At 41.9% G+C, this 24,119-nt stretch carries 21 protein-coding genes and 2 pseudogenes; 12 read left to right on the top strand and 11 right to left on the bottom strand.

Annotated features, from left to right (window positions below; translation table 11 throughout):
* Positions 1 to 33 precede the first annotated feature (33 nt).
* Complete coding sequence (locus BK820_RS12545) at positions 34 to 822, top strand: A1S_2505 family phage non-structural protein (RefSeq protein ID WP_048881538.1); 789 nt, start codon at positions 34 to 36, stop codon at positions 820 to 822.
* Positions 823 to 1,008: 186 nt separating this feature from the next.
* A complete protein-coding gene (locus BK820_RS12540; protein WP_071321103.1) occupies positions 1,009 to 2,460 on the top strand; it encodes a sensor domain-containing diguanylate cyclase in 1,452 nt (483 codons plus the stop codon).
* A gap of 67 nt (positions 2,461 to 2,527) precedes the next feature.
* On the opposite strand, the gene BK820_RS12535 is transcribed toward BK820_RS12540, so the two are convergent.
* Complete coding sequence (locus BK820_RS12535) at positions 2,528 to 2,707, bottom strand: hypothetical protein (RefSeq protein ID WP_004810533.1); 180 nt, start codon at positions 2,705 to 2,707, stop codon at positions 2,528 to 2,530.
* Between the two features lie 250 nt (positions 2,708 to 2,957).
* Between BK820_RS12535 and BK820_RS12530 the strand changes: the two genes are divergently transcribed.
* The 5 genes and pseudogenes from BK820_RS12530 to BK820_RS12515 all read left to right on the top strand — a co-directional run bounded on the left by BK820_RS12530 (position 2,958) and on the right by BK820_RS12515 (position 7,831).
* Positions 2,958 to 4,028 (top strand): OmpW/AlkL family protein, encoded by a 1,071-nt coding sequence (locus BK820_RS12530; RefSeq protein WP_004893975.1) that lies wholly within the window; start codon positions 2,958 to 2,960, stop codon positions 4,026 to 4,028.
* 230 nt (positions 4,029 to 4,258) lie between these two features.
* Positions 4,259 to 5,332: an OmpW/AlkL family protein gene (locus tag BK820_RS12525; RefSeq protein WP_071321102.1), complete on the top strand. Its 1,074-nt coding sequence runs from the start codon at positions 4,259 to 4,261 to the stop codon at positions 5,330 to 5,332.
* 224 nt (positions 5,333 to 5,556) lie between these two features.
* Positions 5,557 to 6,770: pseudogene (locus BK820_RS12520) on the top strand (MFS transporter).
* The gene (locus tag BK820_RS15780) at positions 6,763 to 6,897 is read left to right on the top strand and encodes a hypothetical protein (protein ID WP_004810539.1); all 135 of its coding nucleotides are present in this window, start codon (positions 6,763 to 6,765) and stop codon (positions 6,895 to 6,897) included. The pseudogene BK820_RS12520 and the gene BK820_RS15780 overlap by 8 nt, the downstream one beginning before the upstream one ends.
* Positions 6,898 to 7,501: 604 nt before the next feature.
* Complete coding sequence (locus tag BK820_RS12515; protein ID WP_071321101.1) at positions 7,502 to 7,831, top strand: four-helix bundle copper-binding protein; 330 nt, start codon at positions 7,502 to 7,504, stop codon at positions 7,829 to 7,831.
* A 143-nt stretch (positions 7,832 to 7,974) separates the two neighbouring features.
* Here the strand turns inward: BK820_RS12515 and sthA are convergent, their stop codons facing one another.
* The gene (gene sthA, locus BK820_RS12510; protein WP_004810544.1) at positions 7,975 to 9,390 is read right to left on the bottom strand and encodes a Si-specific NAD(P)(+) transhydrogenase; all 1,416 of its coding nucleotides are present in this window, start codon (positions 9,388 to 9,390) and stop codon (positions 7,975 to 7,977) included.
* Between the two features lie 217 nt (positions 9,391 to 9,607).
* Here sthA and lipA point away from each other — a divergent pair, with 217 nt between their 5' ends.
* From lipA to BK820_RS12495, 3 genes are all read left to right on the top strand, one after another.
* Positions 9,608 to 10,621, top strand: coding sequence for a lipoyl synthase (gene lipA / locus BK820_RS12505; protein WP_048881541.1), 1,014 nt, complete (start codon positions 9,608 to 9,610; stop codon positions 10,619 to 10,621).
* Positions 10,622 to 10,971: 350 nt separating this feature from the next.
* Positions 10,972 to 13,476: an acyl-CoA dehydrogenase gene (locus tag BK820_RS12500; RefSeq protein ID WP_071321100.1), complete on the top strand. Its 2,505-nt coding sequence runs from the start codon at positions 10,972 to 10,974 to the stop codon at positions 13,474 to 13,476.
* A 175-nt stretch (positions 13,477 to 13,651) separates the two neighbouring features.
* Positions 13,652 to 14,053: a carboxymuconolactone decarboxylase family protein gene (locus tag BK820_RS12495; RefSeq protein WP_071321099.1), complete on the top strand. Its 402-nt coding sequence runs from the start codon at positions 13,652 to 13,654 to the stop codon at positions 14,051 to 14,053.
* Between the two features lie 173 nt (positions 14,054 to 14,226).
* Here BK820_RS12495 and BK820_RS12490 read toward each other — a convergent pair whose 3' ends face one another.
* The 9 genes and pseudogenes from BK820_RS12490 to BK820_RS12450 form a co-directional block, all read right to left on the bottom strand.
* On the bottom strand, positions 14,227 to 15,066 hold the full coding sequence (locus tag BK820_RS12490; RefSeq protein WP_071321098.1) for an NAD(P)-dependent oxidoreductase: 840 nt from the start codon (positions 15,064 to 15,066) through the stop codon (positions 14,227 to 14,229).
* 51 nt (positions 15,067 to 15,117) lie between these two features.
* A pseudogene (rutG, locus tag BK820_RS12485) lies at positions 15,118 to 16,464 on the bottom strand (pyrimidine utilization transport protein G); the annotation flags it as partial.
* Between the two features lie 42 nt (positions 16,465 to 16,506).
* The gene (gene rutF, locus BK820_RS12480; protein WP_071321097.1) at positions 16,507 to 17,088 is read right to left on the bottom strand and encodes an NADH-dependent FMN reductase RutF; all 582 of its coding nucleotides are present in this window, start codon (positions 17,086 to 17,088) and stop codon (positions 16,507 to 16,509) included.
* Positions 17,089 to 17,167: 79 nt separating this feature from the next.
* Entirely contained in the window at positions 17,168 to 17,548 is a 381-nt protein-coding gene (gene rutC, locus BK820_RS12475; RefSeq protein ID WP_004810557.1) for a pyrimidine utilization protein C, read from the bottom strand.
* Positions 17,549 to 17,581: 33 nt separating this feature from the next.
* On the bottom strand, positions 17,582 to 18,343 hold the full coding sequence (rutB, locus tag BK820_RS12470) for a pyrimidine utilization protein B (protein ID WP_071321096.1): 762 nt from the start codon (positions 18,341 to 18,343) through the stop codon (positions 17,582 to 17,584).
* Positions 18,340 to 19,446 (bottom strand): pyrimidine utilization protein A, encoded by a 1,107-nt coding sequence (gene rutA / locus BK820_RS12465; protein WP_004810561.1) that lies wholly within the window; start codon positions 19,444 to 19,446, stop codon positions 18,340 to 18,342. Before rutA ends, rutB begins: the two co-directional genes overlap by 4 nt.
* Before the next feature lie 348 nt (positions 19,447 to 19,794).
* Positions 19,795 to 20,586 carry a pyrimidine utilization protein D gene (gene rutD / locus BK820_RS12460; RefSeq protein ID WP_004810564.1) on the bottom strand — a complete coding sequence of 264 codons (792 nt, stop codon included), beginning with the start codon at positions 20,584 to 20,586 and terminating at the stop codon, positions 19,795 to 19,797.
* An 80-nt stretch (positions 20,587 to 20,666) separates the two neighbouring features.
* On the bottom strand, positions 20,667 to 20,924 hold the full coding sequence (locus BK820_RS12455) for a hypothetical protein (RefSeq protein WP_004810565.1): 258 nt from the start codon (positions 20,922 to 20,924) through the stop codon (positions 20,667 to 20,669).
* Between the two features lie 139 nt (positions 20,925 to 21,063).
* Positions 21,064 to 22,245: a trypsin-like peptidase domain-containing protein gene (locus BK820_RS12450; protein ID WP_004810569.1), complete on the bottom strand. Its 1,182-nt coding sequence runs from the start codon at positions 22,243 to 22,245 to the stop codon at positions 21,064 to 21,066.
* A gap of 172 nt (positions 22,246 to 22,417) precedes the next feature.
* Here BK820_RS12450 and BK820_RS12445 point away from each other — a divergent pair, with 172 nt between their 5' ends.
* Together BK820_RS12445 and sodB are read left to right on the top strand one after the other, a co-directional pair.
* A complete protein-coding gene (locus BK820_RS12445) occupies positions 22,418 to 23,176 on the top strand; it encodes a Nif3-like dinuclear metal center hexameric protein (protein WP_004810571.1) in 759 nt (252 codons plus the stop codon).
* A gap of 154 nt (positions 23,177 to 23,330) precedes the next feature.
* On the top strand, positions 23,331 to 23,957 hold the full coding sequence (sodB, locus tag BK820_RS12440; protein WP_004810573.1) for a superoxide dismutase SodB: 627 nt from the start codon (positions 23,331 to 23,333) through the stop codon (positions 23,955 to 23,957).
* Positions 23,958 to 24,119 lie beyond the last annotated feature (162 nt).

The following is a 24,119-nucleotide window of genomic DNA, read 5'->3' as shown; positions in this document are numbered from 1 at the left end:
CATGAAACCAATAAGGATATCGAATCAAAAGCCATGACTTACCAATACCATGATGAAAGCATCGTCAAATCCTTGCCAGAAAATACTGTATTTGTATTTGGCAGCAATATGGCAGGGCTGCATGCAGGCGGTGCCGCAAGAACAGCGCTTGAGCACTTTGGTGCTGTAGAAGGGGTTGGTCGTGGCTGGTCTGGTCAAAGCTATGCTATTCCTACAATGAATGAGCATTTGCAACAAATGCCATTGTCACAGATTCAGCATTATATCGATGACTTTAAAATTTATACCAAGAATCATCCGAAAAATAAGTATTTCCTGACCTCGGTCGGCTGCGGCATTGCAGGTTATAAAGTGGAAGAAATTGCACCTATGTTTAAAGGGATTTCACATAACGTGATTTTCCCGCAATCTTTTCGCCCGTTTGTAGAAAAACCGCTTCCGAAATTGAATGAAAAATTCCTTAAAACCATTTTCCGTGACTCTATCATTTTTGCTGACCCCACCGATGAACTGATCGAAGTGCTTGCAGTGACCGATAGTGAAAAAAGCCTGGCTAAAATTTTACTGAATACCCAAATGTATCCAACAGACAGTAATGGCCGTGATCGTGTTTTTGAGATTCAGGACATTCTGCATAATTTGAATGGTAAGGTTTTCGATTTCCAGAACAATTCTGAAGGTCCAATGGTCTTTGGTGGTGTGATTCTGGCACTGCTCGAACTGTATAATATTAATGAACAGGATTTTTCAGATGTTTGGCATGGTAAGCGTGAAATCGCGCCACCAAAACCTGAAAATAAAGCACGTAGAAACCCTCTTTAATTTCAGAATTATTGTCAATCAAAGCCAATTCCTGAATTGGCTTTTTTATTGTGAAATATAAAAGGTGATCTAATAAAAATAGCGTTCAATTTCAAGATAAATATTTAATTATCACATTATTCTAAAATCATTTTTTTGGTCTTATACTTGCCTCATTAAATTAAATAATAAAATTGAGCTGCTTGAATGAACATGCTGGATTCTCCAATTTTTGAACTATCTCCTATTGCCATGTGGCTTGAAGATTTTAGTGAGGTAAAAAAACAATTTGATCTCTGGCGTGCTCAAGGGGTGCAGGATTTACTCACTTTTTTGCAAGAAGACGAATCACGTATTTTAGAATGTGCGAAAAAAATTAAACTACTTAAGGTCAATCCTAAAACACTAGAACTTTATCAGGCAGATGACTTTAACCATCTCAGTCAAAATTTGGATCTCGTGTTCAAAAAGGATATGAGCAAATCCCACATCCAGGAACTCGTCGCTCTATGGAATGGAGACACTCAATTTTCCCATTCAGCAGTAAACTATACCTTGACTGGTCAACGTCTGGATATTCAGCTGAAAGGAATTGTCCTGCCACAACATGAGCATGATCTCTCCTTACTCTTGATTACTACTGAAGACATCACTGCTTATACACAAGCTCGTCGTTTAGAAGAACAAAATCGCCATCTGGCTGAAGCTCGTTTTATTTATTCACCGGCTTCATTATGGATCGAGGATTTTAGCCATATTAAAATTAAACTAGATCATTTACGTGATTTAGGAATTGAAGATTTTCAAACTTTTCTGGATGTACATCATGATTTTATTTATGAATGCATTAGAGAGATTAGAATCATTGATGTCAATCAGGCCACTCTCGATCTGTTCGGCGCCTCAACCAAAGATGCTCTATTAAAGAATGTACATAAAGTCTTTGCTAAAGAAATGGTACAGACCTTTAAAGAACAACTTATTGAGCTTTGGAATGGTAACCTGCATCATCAGCGTGAAGCCGTAAACTATGCACTGGATGGCAGTATCCGTCATGTCCTGCTTCAATTTACCGTATTTCCTGATTACCTCCATGACTGGAGTATTGTTCAAATTGCCCTGACAGATATTACCGCACGTAAAAAAGCTGAACATTATCTGGAATATCTAGGCAGACATGATGTCTTGACTCAGCTATGTAACCGTTCATTTTACATGCAGGAACTGAACCGTCTGGAGCGTAATTTACTGCGTCCAGTATCCTGTATTTTTATGGATCTCAACGGACTCAAAGAATTAAATGACTGCCTTGGACACGATGCTGGAGACAACCAGTTACGTCGCGTGGGTAATATCCTGAATCAACTTATTCAACATACGCCCTATTCTGCCTCTCGAATTGGTGGAGATGAATTTGTAGTCCTTTTACCTGGTGCGGATCAAACTGCTTTGCAAAATTGTCTCAATAGTTTGCATGAACTTTTAGTGGTTGATAACCAGTTTTACTCACATCAGCCAATCAGCCTATCGATCGGACATGCAACCAGCTATGCAGATGAGCGTCTTGAAGACATGCTAAAACGTGCCGATCAAGATATGTATCATCAGAAAAGAAGTCATTATCAAAATAATGACCGCAGAATGCCAGCTTCTCAGTAAGTTAAATGACTTAAATAGCAATAAATAAAAAAGCCATGGTCAAACCATGGCTTTTTTATTAGAAAACTTATCGTTTTCCCATTGAACGACGGGTGCCACGTGGTGGCATCCAGGTTCGATCAGCATAACGTTGTGGCTTGGGACGAAGATCCTCTAAGATCTCATCTGTTGCACCTTGATCAGCTTGCTTCAATGGAAACGGCAAATTAACTAAAGGCTTTTTCTTGGGAGTATTTGGGGAGCTCATCAGCTTGACTCAATAATAACTCAGTCTATTGTACAAAAAAAAAGAGCGAGATGTAAAAACAAGTCTTTTTATTGTGTTATCAAACGATGTTTCATTTAATGTTGCTACCATTTTTTGATTAAAAAAACAACGTCTCAAGTATTCCATTTATCTTAATTTAAGCAATTTTAGAGTAGAGTAAATACTCTATAATTATCTAAATTGAACTTATAATAATCCGTCATTTAAACTTCATGGAGTGAACTTTAAGATGAAAAAATCAACTTTTATATGTATGGCTACCGGACTTATTGGAATTACTTCCACCACTCAGGCGGCCGACTATTCAAAATATTTCAGTATGGAAGCCGAGGGCTTTAAACGTTTTTCAGTCTCAGTGGGGGCTTTACATGTCATGCCGCAAGGCAAAGCACAGCCGTTTAAAGTAAGTACAGCTGCTTATGAAGGTATTCAATCTGATGTTGGAGAGATCTCGTCCCAGGCAGTTATTGATAACCGTGCAGAAAACTCATCAGGTTTGGCTAATTGGCTAATTGATTTAATTAATGGTGTAAATCCAAATAGTACATTGCCCGCGTTCATGAGTGGTACGGCAAATATTTATGGTTTAGAAAACTGGAATAATCCGGGAACTGGGTTAGAGGCAGATGATGTCACCACCTTAGGCATCATGACCAATTATTTCTTTACTGATAATATTTCTTTTGAAATGAAAGCTGGGATTCCACCTAAAGTAGACTTACAAGGAAAGGGAAAAATATACGCTCCATTTAGTGCAATTGCTTCGCCAATCGTCGGTTCTATTGAGTTAGACAATGATATTTTTATTACAGATTTAGAGGCACATGGTCCTGCAGCTTCTGCCCGAGCATGGACACCAGCTTTTGAATTCCAGTATCACTTTGGTAAAACTGGCGTAAACAAGTTCCGTCCTTATATTGGCGTAGGCCTCATGTATGCTTATTTTAATGAACTTGAAATTAATCCACAGACAGAAAGAGACCTGATTGCTGCGGGTCATATGATTGCTAATATTTTGGATAATAAAGCTGGAGCATCATTAGATGGATCACCAAATGAAAACGCTAATCCAAAAGTTAAAGTTGAAGCAACAGATGCTTTTGCTCCAGTCGTCACTGCAGGTTTTACTTATGACTTCAATGATAAATGGTTTGCGGTAGGTTCAATCTCTTATGCTCACTTAAACAATGAAACTACGATCACAGTTACAGATAATAACTTCGGCAAACTAATTGAATCCAAGGCAGATATTGAGGTAAACCCGATCTTGGCCTATGCAGGTATTGGTATGCGATTCTAATTATATAGATTTCATTAGATACCCAAAGAGCAGAGTTAAACTCTGCTCTTTATCTTTAATTTAATAAATTACATAATTACTAAAATAAATTAACACATTGAAATAAAAATCATTATTTATTAACTTTTCACCCACTTAGCACTCTCGTTTTTTATACAGATTAATTGAACTAAGTTTAGTTTATTAACAATAACAAAAACAAAGATGAATAAATTGAACAAGGAGTTCAAATGAAAAAGATTTTAGGGACATTCATTGGATCAATGGCATTAATGCCTATTCTGGCTCATGCAGACTCTCCTTATTTCAGCTTGCAAGAAGGTGATGGCTTTAAGCGTTTTTCAGTCTCAGTAGGGGCTTTACATGTCATGCCACAAGGTAAAGCACAGCCCGTTCGTGTAAATACTGCAATTAATGAAGGTTATCAATCCAAAGTTGGAGATATTCAAGCACAAACCGTCATAGATAACCTTGATCCCGACCGTAGACCAAATCGTGTTGTTGAAGGATTAGTAAGATTAATTGGTGCATTTGGGGGTCAGGTATCTAGTGGCCTTTCTGGAGATTCTTATGTATATGGTCTTTCAGAATGGGATAACCCGGGAACAGGTCTTGAAGCAGATGATGTCACTACGCTTGGCATCATGACCAATTATTTCTTCACTGATAATGTTTCATTTGAAATGAAGGCTGGTATTCCCCCCAAAGTAGATATCAAAGGTAAAGGTACAATTTATGCCCCATTTGCTGCTGTGGCAACGCCTTTGGGTGGGATTGCAGGCAATTTAAATCTTGCCAATGACATTAGAATTACAGACCTGGCGCAGTCTAGCAAAGCTGCCGAAGCTCGTGCATGGACGCCTGCTTTTGAATTCCAATATCATTTTGGTAAGACAGGAGTAAATAAATTCCGCCCCTATGTAGGAGTAGGGTTAATGTATGCCTACTTCAATGAACTTGAAATGGATAAAGGCATTGAAGCTGATCTGGTTGCTGCAGGTCATATGATCCAGAATATTATTAATCAAAATGCTGGTGCTTCTCTTGAAATGAAGGACAGTAATGGCAGAATGAAAGTGGATCTCGAAGCCACCGATGCTTTTGCTCCTGTAGTGACTGCCGGCTTTACTTATGATTTCAATGAGAAATGGTTTGCAGTTGGCTCAGTGTCTTATGCCCATTTGCAAAACGAATCCAAAATTACTGTAATCAATGAAAATACCGGGCAAACGTTAATCAATTCTAAAGCCGATGTAGAAATTAATCCGATCCTAGCTTATGCAGGTATTGGTATGCGATTCTAAGACAGTTCAATTTTAAAAGCAGAGCTTAGCTCTGCTTTTTTAAGTTCCGAATTCACCAAATCAGCCAAGACTTTACGCAATATCTAGATTCTAATCTGGACCTGTCTATCTCTATAAACATCGAATCTATAAAAAAAATTTATCTTTTAAGTAATTATTATTCTATCGCGACGACAAGTCGAATCGACTAACATAGGTTGCGATACTCACAGTACAGACTCTTTATGACCAACAGCCAGTTTTCCAAACCACTTATTTATATGCTCATTGGTTCAGCAGTGATTCTGGCATTGTCTTTAGGTGTCCGTCATGCCTTTGGCCTATATCTGGTACCGATGAGTGAAGAATTTGGTTGGGGACATAATGTATTTAGTTTGGCCATTGCCACGCAAAACCTGATCTGGGGTGCAGTACAACCGATTACCGGGGCATTTGCCGATAAATATGGCAGCAAAATTGTCGTAGCGATTGGTGGTGCTTTATATGCCATTGGCCTACTCTTGATGGCATTCAGTTCGACCGGTCTGCTACTCAATCTCAGTGTGGGCTTAATTCTGGGTCTAGCACTATCTGCAACTTCTTTTCCGGTGTTATTGTCTGCAGTCGGACGTGCAGCACCACCAGAAAAACGCAGTCTGGCCATGGGCATTGCCAGTGCAGCCGGATCTTTTGGTCAGTTTATCATGCTGCCCTCGACCCTGCTGCTGTTACAGAATGTCGGATGGTCAGCCGCACTGATGGTCAGTGCCATTTTAATCGCACTGATTGTACCCCTCGCCTGGATGCTGAAAGCACCGATGTATGTTGCTGCTAATGCCATTCCTACACCCAATAAAGCATCGCTCAGTTTTAAACAGATTCTAATGTGGTTAAAAACCATAAACCTTTCTGGTTTCTGGCACTGGGCTTCTTTGTCTGCGGGTTCCAGGTAGTCTTTATCGGAATTCATCTGCCTGGCTATCTGATTGATCACGGGTTTAATGCCACTACTGGAACGATTTTCCTGGCACTGGTCGGTTTGTTTAATGTGGTCGGCACCTATACCGCCGGCTGGCTCGGTGGGAAATACTCTAAACCGCACTTATTGATGGGCCTGTATGGTCTACGCGGCATTGCTATTATTGCATTTTTACTGCTGCCCCTAAGCACATGGACAGTTTATGCCTTTGGTGTCATCATGGGTTTATTATGGTTGTCTACCGTACCACTGACCAATGGTATTGTCGCCAATATGTTCGGGGTTAAGTATCTGACCATGTTGAGTGGTATTGTATTTTTCACTCATCAGGTTGGCTCATTCTTTGGTGGATGGCTCGGTGGTGTTAACCATGATATAGCAGGCAATTACAATGCCGTATGGATGCTGTCGATTGCATTAAGTGTGTTTGGTGTACTGGTACATTTCTGGGTCAATGAGGAGCAAATTGTGCATGACTGATTCTCTGCTAAAACTCAAAATCTCGATTGCTGTGGCAATCCTGCTTTTACTCACATTGTCGATTGCACTATGGTTGCAAACCCCTGAACTGTTTGAATACTTTAATCAGGCTTTCTGCGCGCATTAAACTGCTGAAATAGCATCAGTAAATTTCACTATGTTTCAGCACAAAAACTAAAAGTAGTAAAACCCAACAATTACTATATTTCTTTATTATTTCAAAATTTTAGAATTCATAATAATTTTGCGCTGTCTGGGTTTAAGTTTTTTCATATGTTTTGATTATCAGACATAAAGTTGAGGCCTCGTAATAACAAATTTATCCCAGTGATTACGAGCAAATTATTAGTTAGAATTGTATTCCGAGACAATCAGGTCATTCCATCTTCCCGGCACTCTTTCCAACTGGTCATTGCCCTTTCTTGGAACGCTATAGCCTGGCGGGTTTCCGTCCATTTTAATAAAAAATGAGAATAACGAGAAAGGCAACCTAAACCTTTGATAAGAATGACTCTGCATATAAATTTTCTACCATCAATACTGCGACCGCACCAAAAATGTTTCATTTCCAAACAAAAAGTTAACTCTGAATATTAGGTTTGATCTAATCGATCTTTAACAAAATAAGGTAACTGTTTACTTTTCCTCACCTAATCTGCCTAGTGTATTTTCCTTTTTCTGCTTAGCGTATTAGAAAATCAGGATTCAGCATATGAATAGAGGAAAAGACCATGAATGAGCTTCAATTTTCAGATTGTGTTCGGGCCTGTATGAGCTGTTCACTCGCATGTGCCAACTGTGCTAGCGCCTGTCTTAAAGAAGAAGATCTGGAGATGATGCGGGAATGTATTCAACGCTGTCTGGATTGTGCAGATATTTGCCAGCTTTGCGCCCGTATAGAACAGAAACAGTCTCCTTTCATGCATGAGATGTGTGAACTCTGCGCCAAAGCGTGTGACTACTGTGCAGAAGAATGTGGTCAACATCAAGACGATCATTGCCAGCAGTGTGCCGAAGCGTGTCGTCGTTGTGCTGAAGAATGCCGAAAAATGGCGGCTTAAAAAATTAATTTTATAATCCTGTTCTTCATTTCAAATGGCATAGGTCAATAGTTGTATGTTCTAACCAACTCAAACCATTCCAATAAAAAAAAAACCCGCAAGCAAATACTTACGGGTTTTTGATCTAACTTGAATTAATCAAATTAGAATAAACGGTTCATGCCATTCAACGTTGCTACACGATACGCTTCTGCCATCGTCGGATAGTTAAAGGTGGTTTCCACGAAATACTTGATGGTATTGTTCGGGCTGTTCATTACCGCCTGACCAATGTGGATAATTTCAGAAGCATTGTTACCAAAACAATGAACGCCTAAAACTTCTAATGTTTCACGATGGAACAGGATCTTCAATTCACCTACCGTATCACCGGTAATCTGGGCACGTGCCAGATGACGGAATGAAGCTTGGCCAACTTCATACGGAATTTTTTCTTCAGTCAACTGCTGTTCAGTCTTACCAATTGAAGAAATTTCCGGAATGGTATAAATACCAGTCGGGATATCCGTCACTGGTGCAACATCTTTTTCTCCACTCATGTTGGCACCCGCACAACGACCTTGGTCATAGGCAGCAGAAGCAAGAGATGGCCAGCCAATCACATCACCCGCAGCGTAGATATTTTCGACTTCGGTTTGATATTGATCATTTACAGTCAATTGACCACGGCTGTTCGGTTTCAGGCCAACATTTTCCAGGCCTAAACCATCAGTATTCCCTGAACGACCATTACACCAAAGGATGGCATCCGCCTTAATTTTCTTGCCACTTTGTGTATGTAGAACTACATAATCATCAGATGTTTCAAGGTAATCAATCTGCTCATTGTGACGGATCAACACGCCCTGCTCACGTAAGTGATAAGACAATGCATCAGAGATTTCATCATCCAAGTAGCTCAGCAGTTTTGGCTGCGTATTGATCAGGTCAACTTTATGGCCCAGACCAATAAAGATCGATGCGTATTCACAACCAATCACACCTGCACCGTAAATAATGATTTTTTGGATTGAATAATCCAGATCCAGAATTTTGTCTGAATCAAATACACGTGGATGATTAAAGTCTAGAATTTCCGGACGATAAGGACGAGAACCTGTCGCAATCACTAATTGTTTAAACTGAATCGTTTCCTTGATGCCATCTGGAGTAAATACAAAAATGGTATTTTCATCCTGAACATAGGCACGGCCATGGAAGATATCAATTTTATTACGGTCGTAAAAACGTGAATGTGTTTCAACCTGCTGTTGAATCACTTTATGCGCATTACGAAGCACTTGCTTCATGGTGAACTGTTTCCATTCACCGACTTTCTGGAACATTGGATCACGTTGATAACGGATGATGCTTGATACCGTTTGACGCAATGCTTTACTTGGAATCGTACCAACATGAGTACAGTTACCACCAAGTTGTTCACGCATATCAACGATTGCAACGCGCTTACCCGATTTGGCAAGTTTCATTGCCGCGCCTTCGCCCGCAGGGCCTGAACCTAGAACTACCGCATCGTACTTAACGAAAGTCCCACTAACGACCTCTTTCTTACGTGGCATTCAACGCTCCTTTATAAATTAAATTCATCTGCAATATCTGTTTGCCATATTATGACGTAAATCATGTCATTTTGGTGTATTTAACTGACATATATTGTGTGATGAGAACATTTTTTAAATGAATAGTCCTTTTTGCCCCATTTGTAGCTAAGTCCGTTATAATAAAAGCGCTATCTTTGATTATCTCCTCCCTTCAAAAACAGTGGAAAAGTTGAATATGTCTGAAAACCGTAAACCTGAACAGGGTGTCAAACTTCGCGGCGCGGAAAAGGTCGCCCGTATTCCTGTAAAAGTTGTACCTACGGTTGAAACACCACGGAAGCCGGACTGGATTCGCGTCAAAATGGCTGCACCTGAAGAAGTACAACGGATTAAAACTACACTTCGTCAGCAAAAATTACATACCGTATGTGAAGAAGCCGCCTGTCCTAACCTGCCTGAATGTTTTGGCGGTGGTACAGCAACCTTTATGATTATGGGGGACATCTGTACCCGTCGCTGTCCGTTCTGTGATGTGGCACATGGCCGTCCAAATGCACTAGATCCAGATGAACCACGCCATATGGCAGAAACGATTGCTAACTTAGGTTTGAAATATGCGGTGATCACATCGGTAGACCGTGATGATTTACTGGATGGCGGTGCACAGCATTTTGTCGATTGTATTAAAGAAGCACGTGAACTGAGTCCAAAAACTTTATTAGAAATCCTGGTTCCTGACTTCCGCGGTCGTATGGATATTGCGCTACGTATCATGACTGAATGTCCACCAGACGTGTTTAACCACAATATTGAAACTGTGCCACGTCTGTATAAAGCGATGCGTCCGGGTTCTGATTATCAGCACTCTTTAAACCTGCTGAAAATGTTTAAAGAATACTGCCCGGATATTCCAACCAAATGTGGTTTGATGGTCGGTATTGGTGAAACTGAAGAAGAAGTTATTGCGCTGCTGGATGACCTGAAAGCACATGAAGTCGATTATGTGACGATTGGTCAGTACTTGCAGCCTTCTAAACAGCATGCACCAATCGACCGCTTTGTAACACCAGAAGAATTCGAGCGCTACGCAGAACATGGCCGTAAGCTTGGCTTTAAGAATATCTGGTCGGCTCCAATGGTACGTTCAAGCTACTTTGCCGATCGTCAATACTACGGAGAACCGGTTCCAGCAGTACGTCGTAAAGTTGATCCGGCAAAAAAAATCACTGTTCAGACGATTGAAGCTTAAAAATCGCTTCAGCCCAAGCCCTCTTAAATAGAGGGCTTTTTTATAGCTTATGAATTCAAATTTAAGTTAATCTTTAATAATTTTTTTCTTGTCCTTATTCATTAAGTTATTACTTATCTTCACATTTCTTTGCGTGTTCTCACTTGAATACTGCTCACTTTTCAAACAATCTCAAAAATAGTTAAAACACTTTAATATGTCGTTGAAATATTTAATAACGATAGTTCTCACAAGAACAGCTGTGAACTTGCCTGATTCTTAAGTGATGCAAAAATATCGCTCAAGTGTTAATAAAACACATTATTAATACTGGCAGCGGCACAGTTGTATAACCCTGGAGAAATATAATAATGCTATTTATTTTTGCCGTGCTTCTTCTACTTGCCAGTTTATGGGCAATTTTCTTCTTTCAATTTTCCCGTACCACTGGTGCGATTACCCTGATGATGATGTCAGTGGTCTGTGCATTCATCAGCCCGTGGTCCTTGATTCTGGGTATTCCACTGATCTTGATTAGTCTGGTCGTGCTGATTGATCCTCTGCGTATGTCCTTTATTTCCAGGCCAGCTTATAAGGCTTTAGCGGATGCCATGCCAAGCATTAGCCCGACAGAACGTGAAGCGCTGGATTCCGGTACCAGCTGGTGGGAAAAAGAACTTTTTATGGGAGCGCCCAACTGGGAAACCTTCAATAATTATCCTTATCCAAAATTATCGGTCGAGGAGCAGGCATTTCTGGATAACGAAGTTGAAACGCTATGTAGCATGTTAAATGAATGGGAAATCCATGAGAAAAAAATGCTGCCTGAACATATCTGGCAGTATATTAAAGATAATGGTTTCCTCGGTTTGATTATTCCCAAAGAATATGGCGGTCGTGCCTTTAGTTCCTTTGCTCAAAGCCGGGTCATGAGCAAGATTTCTTCGCGTTCTCTCACTGCTGCAGTCAGCTGTATGGTACCTAACTCACTTGGACCTGGTGAGCTGTTACTGCATTACGGCACCGAAGAGCAGAAAAATCGTTATTTACCAGGTTTAGCCAAAGGGCTAGAAATCCCATGTTTTGGTTTGACCAGTCCGGAAGCGGGCTCAGATGCCGGAGCCATTCCAGATACCGGTGTAGTCTGCTATGGCCAGTTTGAAGGTCAGGAAGTCTTGGGTTTGAGAATGAATTTTTCCAAGCGCTGGATTACTTTGGCACCCATTGCCACTGTCGTCGGTCTGGCCTTTAAAATGTATGATCCGGATCATCTATTGGGTGATAAAACTGACTATGGGATTACCTGCGCCCTGTTACCTGCCAATCACCAAGGCGTCATCGTTGGTCCACGGCACCATCCTGGCTCACCGTTTATGAATGGTACCGTTGAAGGTAAGGATGTATTTATTCCTCTGGACTGGATTATCGGTGGCGTAAAAAATGCAGGTAAAGGCTGGCGTATGTTGATGGAATGTCTGGCTGTTGGCCGTGGTATTTCTCTGCCAGCTTTATCTACCTCTAGTGCCGAGATGACTTATTTGAATGTCAGTGCATTTTCACGGATTCGCCAGCAATTTAAAATTTCAGTGGGTAAATTTGAAGGGGTGCAGGAAGCCAATAGTGAAATTGCCAGTGATGCCTATATGCTGGAAGCATTCCGCTATTTAGTAACTTGTGGCTTGAATCAAGGCGGTAAACCAGCAGTTATGACGGCAATAGCCAAATACTACGCCACTGAGACCATGCGTAAAATTGTTAACCATGGTATGGATGTAGTCGGTGGTCGTGCTATTCAAATGGGGCCTCGTAACTTCCTTGCTCTCAACTATCAGGCCATCCCAGTATCGATTACAGTCGAAGGCGCCAATATTCTCAGCCGTTCATTAATGATCTTTGGTCAAGGTTCGATGCGCTGCCATCCTTATTTATATGAAGAATTACAGCTTCTGCAAGCTGAAGATCCGAAAGCAGCTCTTGATCCCTTCGATAATTTATTATTTAAACATTTAGGTTATACCTTTAACCGGACGGCCCGTTCATTTGCCTATGCCTTTAGTGGCGGTTCAAGTGCAGCACCGCAAAGTACGGTTGACTTTACCCGACCTTATTACAAGATCATTAATCGGCTCAGTGCTAACTTTGCCCTGACCGCAGATATGTGTTTAGGTCTGTTAGCGGGAGATATTAAACGTAAGGAAATGCTTTCTGGCCGTTTGGCTGATATTCATGCGCATCTGTTTATCGCGACGGCAATCCTGAAATTCTTTGAGCATAGCAAAAAAACAGAAGCTGAACGTCTGCATGCACAATTGGCAATTGAGAAATCTTTATATACCGCTCAGGAAGCGTTTTATGACTTATTTGCGAATTTCCCAGTAGGTGTTGCATCTGGCATGGTTAAATTCATATGTTTCCCATTTGGCCGTTCATTGAAAAAGCCGTCAGATCAGCTGAAACAGCAGGTCGCCAATAGCATGATGGAAGACAATGCGTTCCGCCAAGTGCTCAAAAAACATGTCTACTATAATACCAATGAAAATGATGTCACTGGCCGTATGGAATCTACTTTCAATCTGCTACTGGAGATTGAAAAGCTCTGGGATCGTTTTAAAAAAGCAGAGAATAAAGACCAATTCAAGGGTTTAAGCTTTGCAGAGCATGTGGCAGATGCACAGCTACATGGTTTTATTAATGATGAGGAAGCAGAAAAACTGCTGCACTATAATGCGCGCCGTTATGACAGCATGTTGACCGATGTATTTGATCTGCATTTGAATGAGGTATTAGAGCTTGAAAATCCGTATCTCATGAAAGCGGATGCCAAAGGAACGGATACTTCAGTGCAAACTGATCCTTCACACTCAGTATCACCTTAAATAAAACTTGAATTTAAGGTGTCATAAATTCGAGAGTGAAGTCATTTTATTACTTTACTCTGGAAGCTTTACAAGTGGCTTTTCAGCCACTTTTTTACGACTATGGCACGATAGTATTTTAGCTTTTAAAAGCATTAAGCTAAAGCTAAAGCAATAATAAAATTGAGGATAAAGCATGTCACAACAAGATTATGAAAATGGCTTGAAAGTTCGTACCGAAGTAATGGGCGAAAGCTTTGTGCAGCGTGCTCAGGAAAATACCGTGCCTTTTACCCAGCCTCTACAGGACTGGATTAATGAACATGCCTGGGGTTCGACCTGGCAACGTGAAGGTGTATTACCGCGTAAGTATCGTTCTTTAATTACTATTGCCTTCCTGACGGCTCAGAAAAGTCCCACTGAACTGAAAGGCCATGTGCGAGGTGCCCTGAATAATGGCGCCACAGTAGAAGAAATTCAGGAAGTGCTGCTACATAGCCTACCTTACTGCGGTGCTCCAGCGACCCAGGAAGCATTTCGTGCTGCGCTTGAAGTGATTCAGGAATATCAGGCGAATCAGCAGAATGAAGCGATTTAAATTGATAAAGTATCAATCAGATTAAAGATCTGCTTAGGCTATTGAACTGTCTTATACAGCATAAAGCCGGGAGTTTAAAGTTCCCGGCTTTTATTCTTTTGAATCAATACATCTGTCGCTATAACTTCAAATGAAAATTAATCATCTCTCTGAAGATCGCGATTAACAAAACTTTATCCCCTCAATTCAATTTGGGTACGTTGCTCCAAGCCTTGCACCGCAGCCGAGAAATCCAATTGACTGGCCTGAGCTTTGGCAATCTGCTGGAACTGTTGCTGAACTAAAGCCATCATCGATAAATCCAGTTGCTGTTGCTGTACCAACTCTAGAGCAATGCCAATATCTTTCTGCAGTAAATCCAGTGCAAAAGTTTTATTGAATTCACGGCTCAGGACACGCTGCGCCATGATATTTTCCGACATGTTGCTTTTACCGCTGGAGTGATTGATACAGTTCAGCGCACTGCTTAAATCAACACCCTGCACTTTCAGTACCGTCAGCCCTTCAGCCAATGCCCATAAGTGAGTCGCCATTAAGGTATTATTCACAGCTTTTACCGCAAAGCCAGAACCGCTTTCTCCCACATATTCAATCAGGCCAGCAAAGGCATCAATGATCGGTTTGGCTTGTTCAAAGGCTTGCTCATTCCCTCCCACCATCACGGTTAAAGTACCTTTTTCTGCGCCAATAGTCTGACCAGAGACCGGAGCATCCAGATAAAAGCTGCCCTGGTGCTCCAACAGTTTTTCCAGTTTTTGTGCCGATTCTGGCACACCACTGGTACAGTCAATCCAGATTGCACCTGACTTGGGTGGATGTGCAGCGATTAGATTTTCGACATCCTGACTGGTGGGTAAGCAGGAAAAGATAAAGTCGGCTTGAACCGCCTGCTCAATACTGACAGCCTGAGTGGTGAACAGTGTGGCATGCTCTACAGCTTTCTGTTCAGTCCGGTTCCAGACCCAAACCGGGTGTCCGAGTTTTGGCAAATGGGAAGCCATATGCCAGCCCATTGCCCCGAGTCCTAAAAATGCAATTGTATGACTCAAAAAATGCTCCTTGTATTAAGCGACCGGCTTAACCTCTATTTCTGTTGCAGTCGATGCGGGTTCAGGCAATTCTTTATCTTCACCACGGTTCAGGAACAGATTTAATAAAATCGCAGCCAAAGTTGCAGTCCCAATCCCGCCCAGATCAAAACCACCAATCTGCAAGCTATAGTTACCTGTTCCCATGATCAGACACACTGCCCCAATGATCAGCGTACTGTTCTTGGTAAAATCAACCCGGTTATCCACCCAGATTTTGGCACCCGCCACAGTAATCAGACCGAAGACCACAATCGATGCGCCACCCAATAAGGCCACTGGAATAGTACTGATCACTGCACCAAATTTAGGTGAAAGACCCAGCAAGATGGCGAAAATGCCGGCAAAGATAAACACAGTGGTTGCATACACTTTGGTCACTGCCATCACACCGATATTTTCAGCATAAGTCGTCATCCCGGTACCGCCGATAGAAGCGGATAATGACGTACAGACACCATCGGCAAAGAAACCACGCCCCATATACGGTGACAGGTTTTTCTCGGTCATCGCAGATACAGCCTTAAAATGCCCCAGATTTTCTGCTACCAGAATAATGGCCACTGGCGCAATCATCAGCATGGCATTCGCTTCAAAGACTGGACTCTGGAAAGTCGGCAAACCAAACCATGCCGCTTCACTGACTTTACTGAAATCAATCGCAGCTCCGAAGCCCATAATATTGGTGAAAAAGAAATAAATCAGATAGGAAGACAATAAACCCAATAACAGCAGCAGACGGCGCACCATTCCGCGGGTAAACACGGCAATCACACTGATACAGATAATGGTGATTAACGCCATCCAGGAATCAAACTGGTTAGCAGAGACACTTTTGATCGCGACCGGTGCCAGATGCAAACCGATAATCATCACAATCACACCCGTGACCACCGGTGGCATCAGTTTTTCAATCCAGTTGGTGCCGGTTTTCATCACCAGCAGACCAATCAAGGCATAGACAATACCGCAGGCAATAGTTCCCCCGAGTGCCAGTCCGATATTGGGATTCGTCCCGACACCGGAATAGCCCGTCACCGCAACGACGGCGCCAATAAAGGCAAAGCTGGATCCTAGATAACTTGGCAATCGACCGCCCGTGATCAGGAAAAATAAAATGGTACCAATCCCGGTAATAAAAATCGTGAGATTGGGATCAAACCCCATTAATAAGGGCGCCAGTACGGTTGCCCCAAACATGGCAAACACATGCTGTAACCCGAGAATAATACTTTTTCCAGCAGGCAGATATTCATCTGTTTGCACGGGTGTGGTATCGAGATTGCCTTGGTAAGGCTTAAATTTTGGAAACCACGTTTCTTTTTCTTAAATCGGCTTCCCCTCCTTGATTAGGATTGAATTGAATTAGCACATTTTGTGTGGCTCACAGTAAGAACGGTTGAAGTACATCAGCGCATTGCCTTGACTCTGGCACATGGCTTTCACCTCACAGAACAGCACGTCATGACTGCCTACGGATAAACATTGGACCACCTCGCAGTCAAAACTGACTAAGGCATCCTCGAGTACAGGTGACCGGGTCACCAAAGTTTTCCAGTTCCCCTGACTGAAACGCTCTGCCATTGGTGTTTTTCCACCAAACAGATTGGAAAGATTTTGTTGATGTGATGCCAGGGTATTCACACACAACACCTGATTCTTTTTAAAGGTTTCATAGACTGACGCAGAACGGTTCAGGCACACCAGTAACGTTGGTGGTGTATCCGTCACGCTACATACGGCCGAAGCGGTAAATCCAGCCATTCCTGCATCGCCTTGCGTGGTAATGACATTCACTGCAGCACCTAGATTAGACATGCCCTGACGGAAAATCTGCTGATCGACCCGGGTAAAGATGTCACCCGATGCGTTAGTCGCCAAAACCTTATTTAATGCTTTATTTTCTGCAACTGTCTCTGTGATGCTTTTAGATAGTTTGGCATTCATGCTGTTCTCCCTACCCCAAGTCGATGTTCAGTTTCAGACCTGGGGCATCTAGTAATGAGATTGAATCAGGTGGATCGGCTTATACATGGGCAATCGAAGCAATTTCGACTAGCGCATCAGGTTTGACCAAACCTGTCTGTACGCAATACCGTGCCGGCTTATCTCCCGGGAAATACTCAGCATAAACTGTATTAATCGCAGCATAATCTGCCCAGTCTTTGACAAAGACATGGTTAAACGTTACGTCATCCATGCTGCCACCGGCTTCTTCAATCACACGCTTGATAGTTTCCAGAATATGACGGGTCTGTGCTGCGGCATCACCGACATGCACCACATTATTATTTTCATCAAAAGCTAATGTACCGGATACATACACAATATTGTCTGCCTTGGTTGCCGGTACATAAGGTGCTAATGGTTTCGATGTTCCTGCTGGAATAATGATTTCTTTAGGCATACTATTTTTTCCTTAATTCTGATCTTTAATTCTTTATGCGCTTACAGCTAATTTAGTTTCTTTTAGTGACTCACTTTCTTTTTGAAAGGTATCTACAAAATTTGCAGTATCTGACACCCAACCAAAGAAGGTCTTGATGTTATACAGACTGGCTTCATGAGCTTCGGCTGGACCTGCCTGATAGCAGGCATCGGCAAGTGCTACACCGAAATACTCCAAGAAGAAGCCATCACGTAGCGTCGATTCCACACAAACGTTGGTGGCAATCCCGACAAAGACCAGATTGCGAATACCTCGCACACGTAACATGCTGTCCAACGCGGTATTAAAGAAACCGCTATAACGTGGCTTTTCGATCACCAAGTCTTGTGGCAATGGCTTTAACTCATCAATCAGCTCAAAATCCCAACCGCCTTTTGCTAACAATTGCCCTTGTAATTCAGGACGTTTACGCATGGTTTTTAAGGCATTCGATTTATGGAAGTTTGGAGAGTCGGCACCACCCGCTTCCTTATATTCCGCATCCCAGCCATTTTTGAAATAAATCACCTGAATACCAGCTGCATGCGCTGCATCAACTGCCTTTTTAATATTTTCAACCACCGGCTTGGTTTTCGAGACATCAAAGCCGGCCAGATCCAGATAGCCACCCTGAGAGGTATAGGCATTCTGCATATCAATCACAATCAAGGCAGTCTGTTCTGGTGCAAGACAAATCGCTTCGGGTTCAGCTTTAAGGATTTTTCCTGTGCCGAGTTTTTCAGTAAAACCGGCTGTTACCACTGATTCACTCATGCGCTTTTCTCCAGAACCGGTTCTGTACCTTCAATGACAATATGCTCACGGCATTTCATCAGTGGCTGGATTTTTTGACCGAAATCTTCAACCCCCTGAATAAAATCATCAAAAGTCAGTAACACACCCTCAGTGCCCTTGATCTCGCCAATTTCATCCAACATTCGTGCCACATTTTCATAAGAACCTACCAGCGTACCCATATTGATATTCACTGGAGATACGCTAGAAGCCATTTGCCGGATATTGGTATCTGTGCCCGAAGTGGTATCTTTACCGCCTTGATTCATCAGCCAGTTAATCGCCTCCATGTCGGCACCATCGTTATAGTGCTGCCATTTGGCTTGAGCTTCTTCATCGGTTTCTGCCGCAATGACCATAAACAGCACATAAGTCTGTACATCACGGCCAGTCACATCTGTTTTTTCTTTCAGGCGGTCATTAATTTCTGCATAAGCTGTTGGAGTATTCAGGCCTTTGCCAAATACGAAGTTGTAGTCGGCATATTGTGCAGAAAACTCTAAACCTGCATCAGACTGACCTGCACAGATAATTTTCATGTCGGCTTGTGGGCGCGGGCTGACCCGGCAATCTTCCATCTGAAAATGTTCGCCCTTAAAGTCTGATTTTCCGGTTGCCCAAAGCTCACGCAGGATTTGTACGTATTCCGACAGATATTCATAGCGTTTACCAAAATAGTCGTTGCCTGGCCACATGCCCATTTGGGTGTATTCAGGCGGCTGCCAGCCAGTTACTACATTTAGCCCAAATCGGCCATTAGAAATCGAATCAATGGTAGATGCCATGCGCGCTACAATTGCAGGTGGCATGACTAGAGTTGCAGCTGTTGCATAAATTTGAATTTTGCTGGTAACAGCAGCAAGGCCAGCCATCAGGGTGAAAGTTTCCAGGTTATGTTCCCAGAATTCAGTCTTGCCACCAAAGCCACGCAACTTGATCATGGAAAGTGCGAAATCGAAACCATAGTGTTCAGCGCGCTGCACGATTTGTTTATTTAACTCAAAAGTCGGCATATATTGTGGTGCATTTTCAGAGAGTAACCAGCCGTTATTTCCAATTGGACAGAAGACACCTATTTTCATTTTTACACCTCATTTTTTTTAACACTTATTCAAAATCTGGATTCCACTTCGGGATCTTTATTTACAAGTTAAATACTGCAATCTGTGTGCCAAATATATTTATTTATTTTATTTCAGTAACTTAATATTTATTTTTTTGAATTTTTAGTAAAATAATTATTTTCATTCATGAATCAATTTCGCTCACTATGTTTCATTCAAGTGCATTTATAAAAATTCATGCGTGTGCAAAACCTGTATAAATTCGCAGTAAAATTCCTGCTTATACCATAGAAATGATTCATTAGAAAAAATAAAAAGTCAGACCCAAGGTCTGACTTAAATAAAGAGATTTATTGGCTAAAAATATCAGGCTGATTTTAAAAAATGCAGTATGTTTTGGTAGATCAAGGCAGTTTCAGTCACCGTAGAAGCATGTGCTCCCGTTTCGAGCAGATTAAACCGGCTATGTGGCAATAACTGCTGCAATTGTTGTGAACATTGATATGGCACCAGAAAATCATCCCGATTGGCAATCAGATGTACAGGAACATTTTTGAGTGCCTGCTGATGCACTTCTTCTAGTTGAAAAGCTTGTACTGCCTGTATACGTGCCAAGACATTTTGAATCGGTGGAAAGTCAAGGAGCTGCTTATTTTCTGCTTCGGTTAATGGGTCAATATGTGTTGAGATCCAGTATGGTGGATATAAAAATAAAGCTTGGGCCCGAACATAGGCTTCTGCCCCGCTATTCAGCAATAAAGAAGTCCTTGCCTGAAAACATTTCTGGGTGTGCGCATCCAGTTCTCCCCAGGCATTCAACATGGTCAGACTCAGCAACCTAAATTTTTTCTCCACCTGATAGGGTGCGAGCTGCATGCCAATATGTCCGCCTAGGGCATGACCAATAAAATGAAATTCGTGGATATCATGACTGATCAATAAGTCTAGAAGCTGACGCGCCATATGGTCTACAGAATAAGGCGTTAGCAACAGTTCAGAATCCGCATGACAGCCTTCCTGATCATAGGTCACCACATGAAAATCTTGCTGTAAGGCTTTAATTTGAGGATTCCAGAAGCTAGCATGTCCGCCCAAGCCGGAGGAAAGCACTACATAAGGCGCATGTGCCTGTGCTGCAGAGTGAATAAACAAAGACATAAAACTCTCATATTTGAACTATGAGATGAATACAGCAAAATATATGCCTGAATAAGACTATTTTTGAACAATTGATAAAATTATAGCCAGTAGACATTAAAGCTATAATAAAATTCCTGCACCTCAAAACGTACGTTATAGCCCAGTTCAGTCAATTCTGCCGAAAGACCACGGATCTCTTCTAAAGGCAAATGTTTTGGAAATACTGTCAATACAGCAGTATTGCCTTGTCGGGCATTGTCCTCAATTAATTGAGCCAAACGAGGCTTATACATTTCAATATTCAAGTTGGCTACATTCGATAAAACTTTGGCCTGGTCCGCAGTCATAAAACTCATTGTTTTTACTCTTTTTTGATTTTATTCAATGAAATTAAATGATTTAAATCACATAAAATATTCGTGTTTTGTAAACCAAAAATAAAAATTATCATAAAAAAATCCCTCACTAGGAGAGATTTTTTAAGCGATTTAAATTTTATTCTGGTAAAGGAATATATTGCGATGATGTATTTTGCTGCTGTTTACGTTCACCCACCACAACCTCCAGATCCTGTTTTTTACCTTCACGTTCCACTTCAATCCTAATTTTACTACCTGGAGCTTGTAGAGCTACGTAGTTAATCAGATGTGAGGCTGAAGTAATCTGTTCGTCATTGACCATGATGATCTTATCACCGCGCTGAATACCTGCTTGGGCGGAAGGACCATTTGGCAATACTTCTGCCACAGTCACACCCTGTTCAGATGGTTTCATCACATCATTTCGTTGTGGAGGCAACAAGCTAATACCTAACCAGCCACGCACTACACGGCCGTCTTTCAAAATGGCATTCATGATCTGCTGACAGACTTTAGCTGGGATTGCAAAACCAATGCCTAATGAACCGCCGGACTGAGAGAAAATTGCCGTATTCACCCCAATCAGATTCCCTGAAACATCAATCAGGGCACCGCCGGAGTTTCCTGGATTAATCGCTGCATCCGTCTGGATAAAGTCTTCATAGGTATTGATACCCAGATCAGAACGACCCGTTGCAGAAATAATCCCCTGCGTCACGGTTTGACCCACACCGAACGGATTACCAATTGCCAGAACGACATCACCCACTTCATTGCCACTCAGTTTAAATGGCAATACCGGTAGTTTATCCAGTTCAATCTTGATCACTGCCAGGTCGGTATCCGGGTCAGTCCCAATCACTTCTGCTTCAGCACGGCGGCCATCATTTAAGGCGACAATGATCTGGTCAGCCTGTGCAATCACATGATTATTCGTCAGAATATAACCATCTGCACGCACAATTACGCCTGAACCCAGGCTGTTTTCATTTGGCCCCTGAGAGAACTGTTCTGGCAACTGATCACCGAAAAACTCACGGAACACAGGATCATTCAGTAAAGGATTATCCTGTCTCTTTACTTTTTGTGTGGTAAAAATATTCACTACAGCCGGTGCAGCCACTTTCACCGCAGCGCTGTAAGAAACCACCCCACCAGCACGTGAAGTATCCAGTAATGGTTCAACTTTTTCAGCAGGCATTTTGACGCCATCTGGCGCAACAGGTGCTTTTGGCTTTTGCAACTGTTGCCAACCTAGAAAGACGATGATCACTAAGATCAGCAACACCCAAGGTAACCATGTAAAGGTCCGACGCACGTTATTATCCTCTAACAATATTTTTAATTTATTGATGACTAAGCAATTTGTGCTCTATTGTAAAGCTAAACACAAAACTAAACATAAAAAAAGCAAAAGAGATTTGTGCTGCTTTAGTTACAATTCAAAATATGTTTTGATGATAACAATTGAAAGGTTTAGAGAGAAACTTATGGCCAGATTGCAGGACATTATTCAATGGTGCGATCAAACGCTGATTGCACATGAATTCAAGGACTATGCCCCAAATGGTTTGCAAATTGAAGGTAAGTCTGAGGTCAATAAAATTCTGTGTGCTGTGACTGCTTCTCAAGGAGCCATTGAAGCCGCAATTGCTCAGGGTGCGGATCTCCTACTGGTACATCATGGCTATTTCTGGAAGGGTGAACCCTACCCAATTACTGGCATGCGCGGTAAACGGATTAGGACGCTAATTCAACATGATATCTCACTGGTTGGCTATCACCTGCCTTTAGACAGTCATCCTACTTTGGGAAATAATGCGGCAATTGCCGACCTGCTGGAACTGGAAAATCTGGAACAATTAGATCCAAATGAACGTCGTCCAATTGGCAATATTGGCTATTTAAAACAGGCCATGACACCAGAGAAATTTAAGGCTTATGTTTCAGAAAAATTGGGCTTTGATGCGATTCATTTATCAGCAGACAAAACTGAAATTCGTAAAGTTGGTTTCTGTACTGGAGGTGCGCAGGATTATATTCAAAAAGCTGCAGCACAGAACTGTGATGCCTATATTTCTGGTGAAGTGTCTGAACGGACCTTCTATGAAGCTCAGGAACTGGATGTGCATTATTATGCCTGCGGTCACCATGCAACCGAGAGATATGGTGTTCAACGCCTCGCAAAAGCTATTTCCCAGCAGTTCAATATTGAGTATAGTTATTTCGAATTAAACAATCCGATTTAATTTCACCTGACGGTATTTGACAGCGGCTTTATACGTATAATTTCAGGCTTTATTCTGTATTCTTATTTATCTGCAATGCGCATTTCTGCCTGTTTTTCTATTACAATAAAGCCACTTATTGTCAAAACCCAGCAAAATGCAAGGAATTGAAAACATGACAACCATTACTTTACCAGCATTACCTTACGGCTACGAAGATCTTGCTCCACATATCAGCAAAGAAACTTTAGAATACCATCACGACAAACACCACAATACTTACGTGGTTAACCTGAACAACCTGATCGCTGGTACTGAGCTTGAAGGCAAAACTCTAGAAGAAATCATCCTGGCTTCTGCTGGCGATTCATCTAAAGCAGGTATCTTCAATAACGCTGCACAAGTTTGGAACCACACGTTCTACTGGAACTGTATGGCAAAAAATGGCGGTGGTGCTGCAACTGGCCCATTGGCTGCGAAAATTGATGAAGCTTTCGGCTCTTACGAAAAATTCGCTGAAGAATTTGCCAATGCTGCTGCAACTCAATTCGGTTCAGGTTGGGCTTGGTTAGTTGCTGACGAAGTTAACGGCAACCTTTCTATTCTTAAAACGTCTAATGCTGATACTCCAATGGCACACGGTAAAATTGCTGTGTTGACAATTGACGTTTGGGAACACGCTTACTACATCGACTACCGCAACGCTCGTCCTAAATACATCTCTACTTTCCTGGAAAGCCTGGTGAACTGGGACTACGCAAACGCGAAATATGCAGGTCAAGCTGCTGGTGTTGAGAAATAATTCTTTATTGCCAGCCTAAAAAATCACCCCTCGTGGGTGATTTTTTTGTTTTTAAGTTATAAACGCATATTTATAAAGCAAACGTTTCATTTCTTTCGATTAATTGGTTGACGACTTTTCTTTTCCTGCCTAAAATGCGCATCAGATTCTCCAATAGCTCAG

This window comes from Acinetobacter sp. LCT-H3, assembly GCF_001866125.1.
In the GTDB taxonomy this organism is placed as follows: Bacteria; Pseudomonadota; Gammaproteobacteria; order Pseudomonadales; family Moraxellaceae; genus Acinetobacter; species Acinetobacter schindleri.
This window is presented reverse-complemented; position numbering and strand designations above follow the sequence as displayed.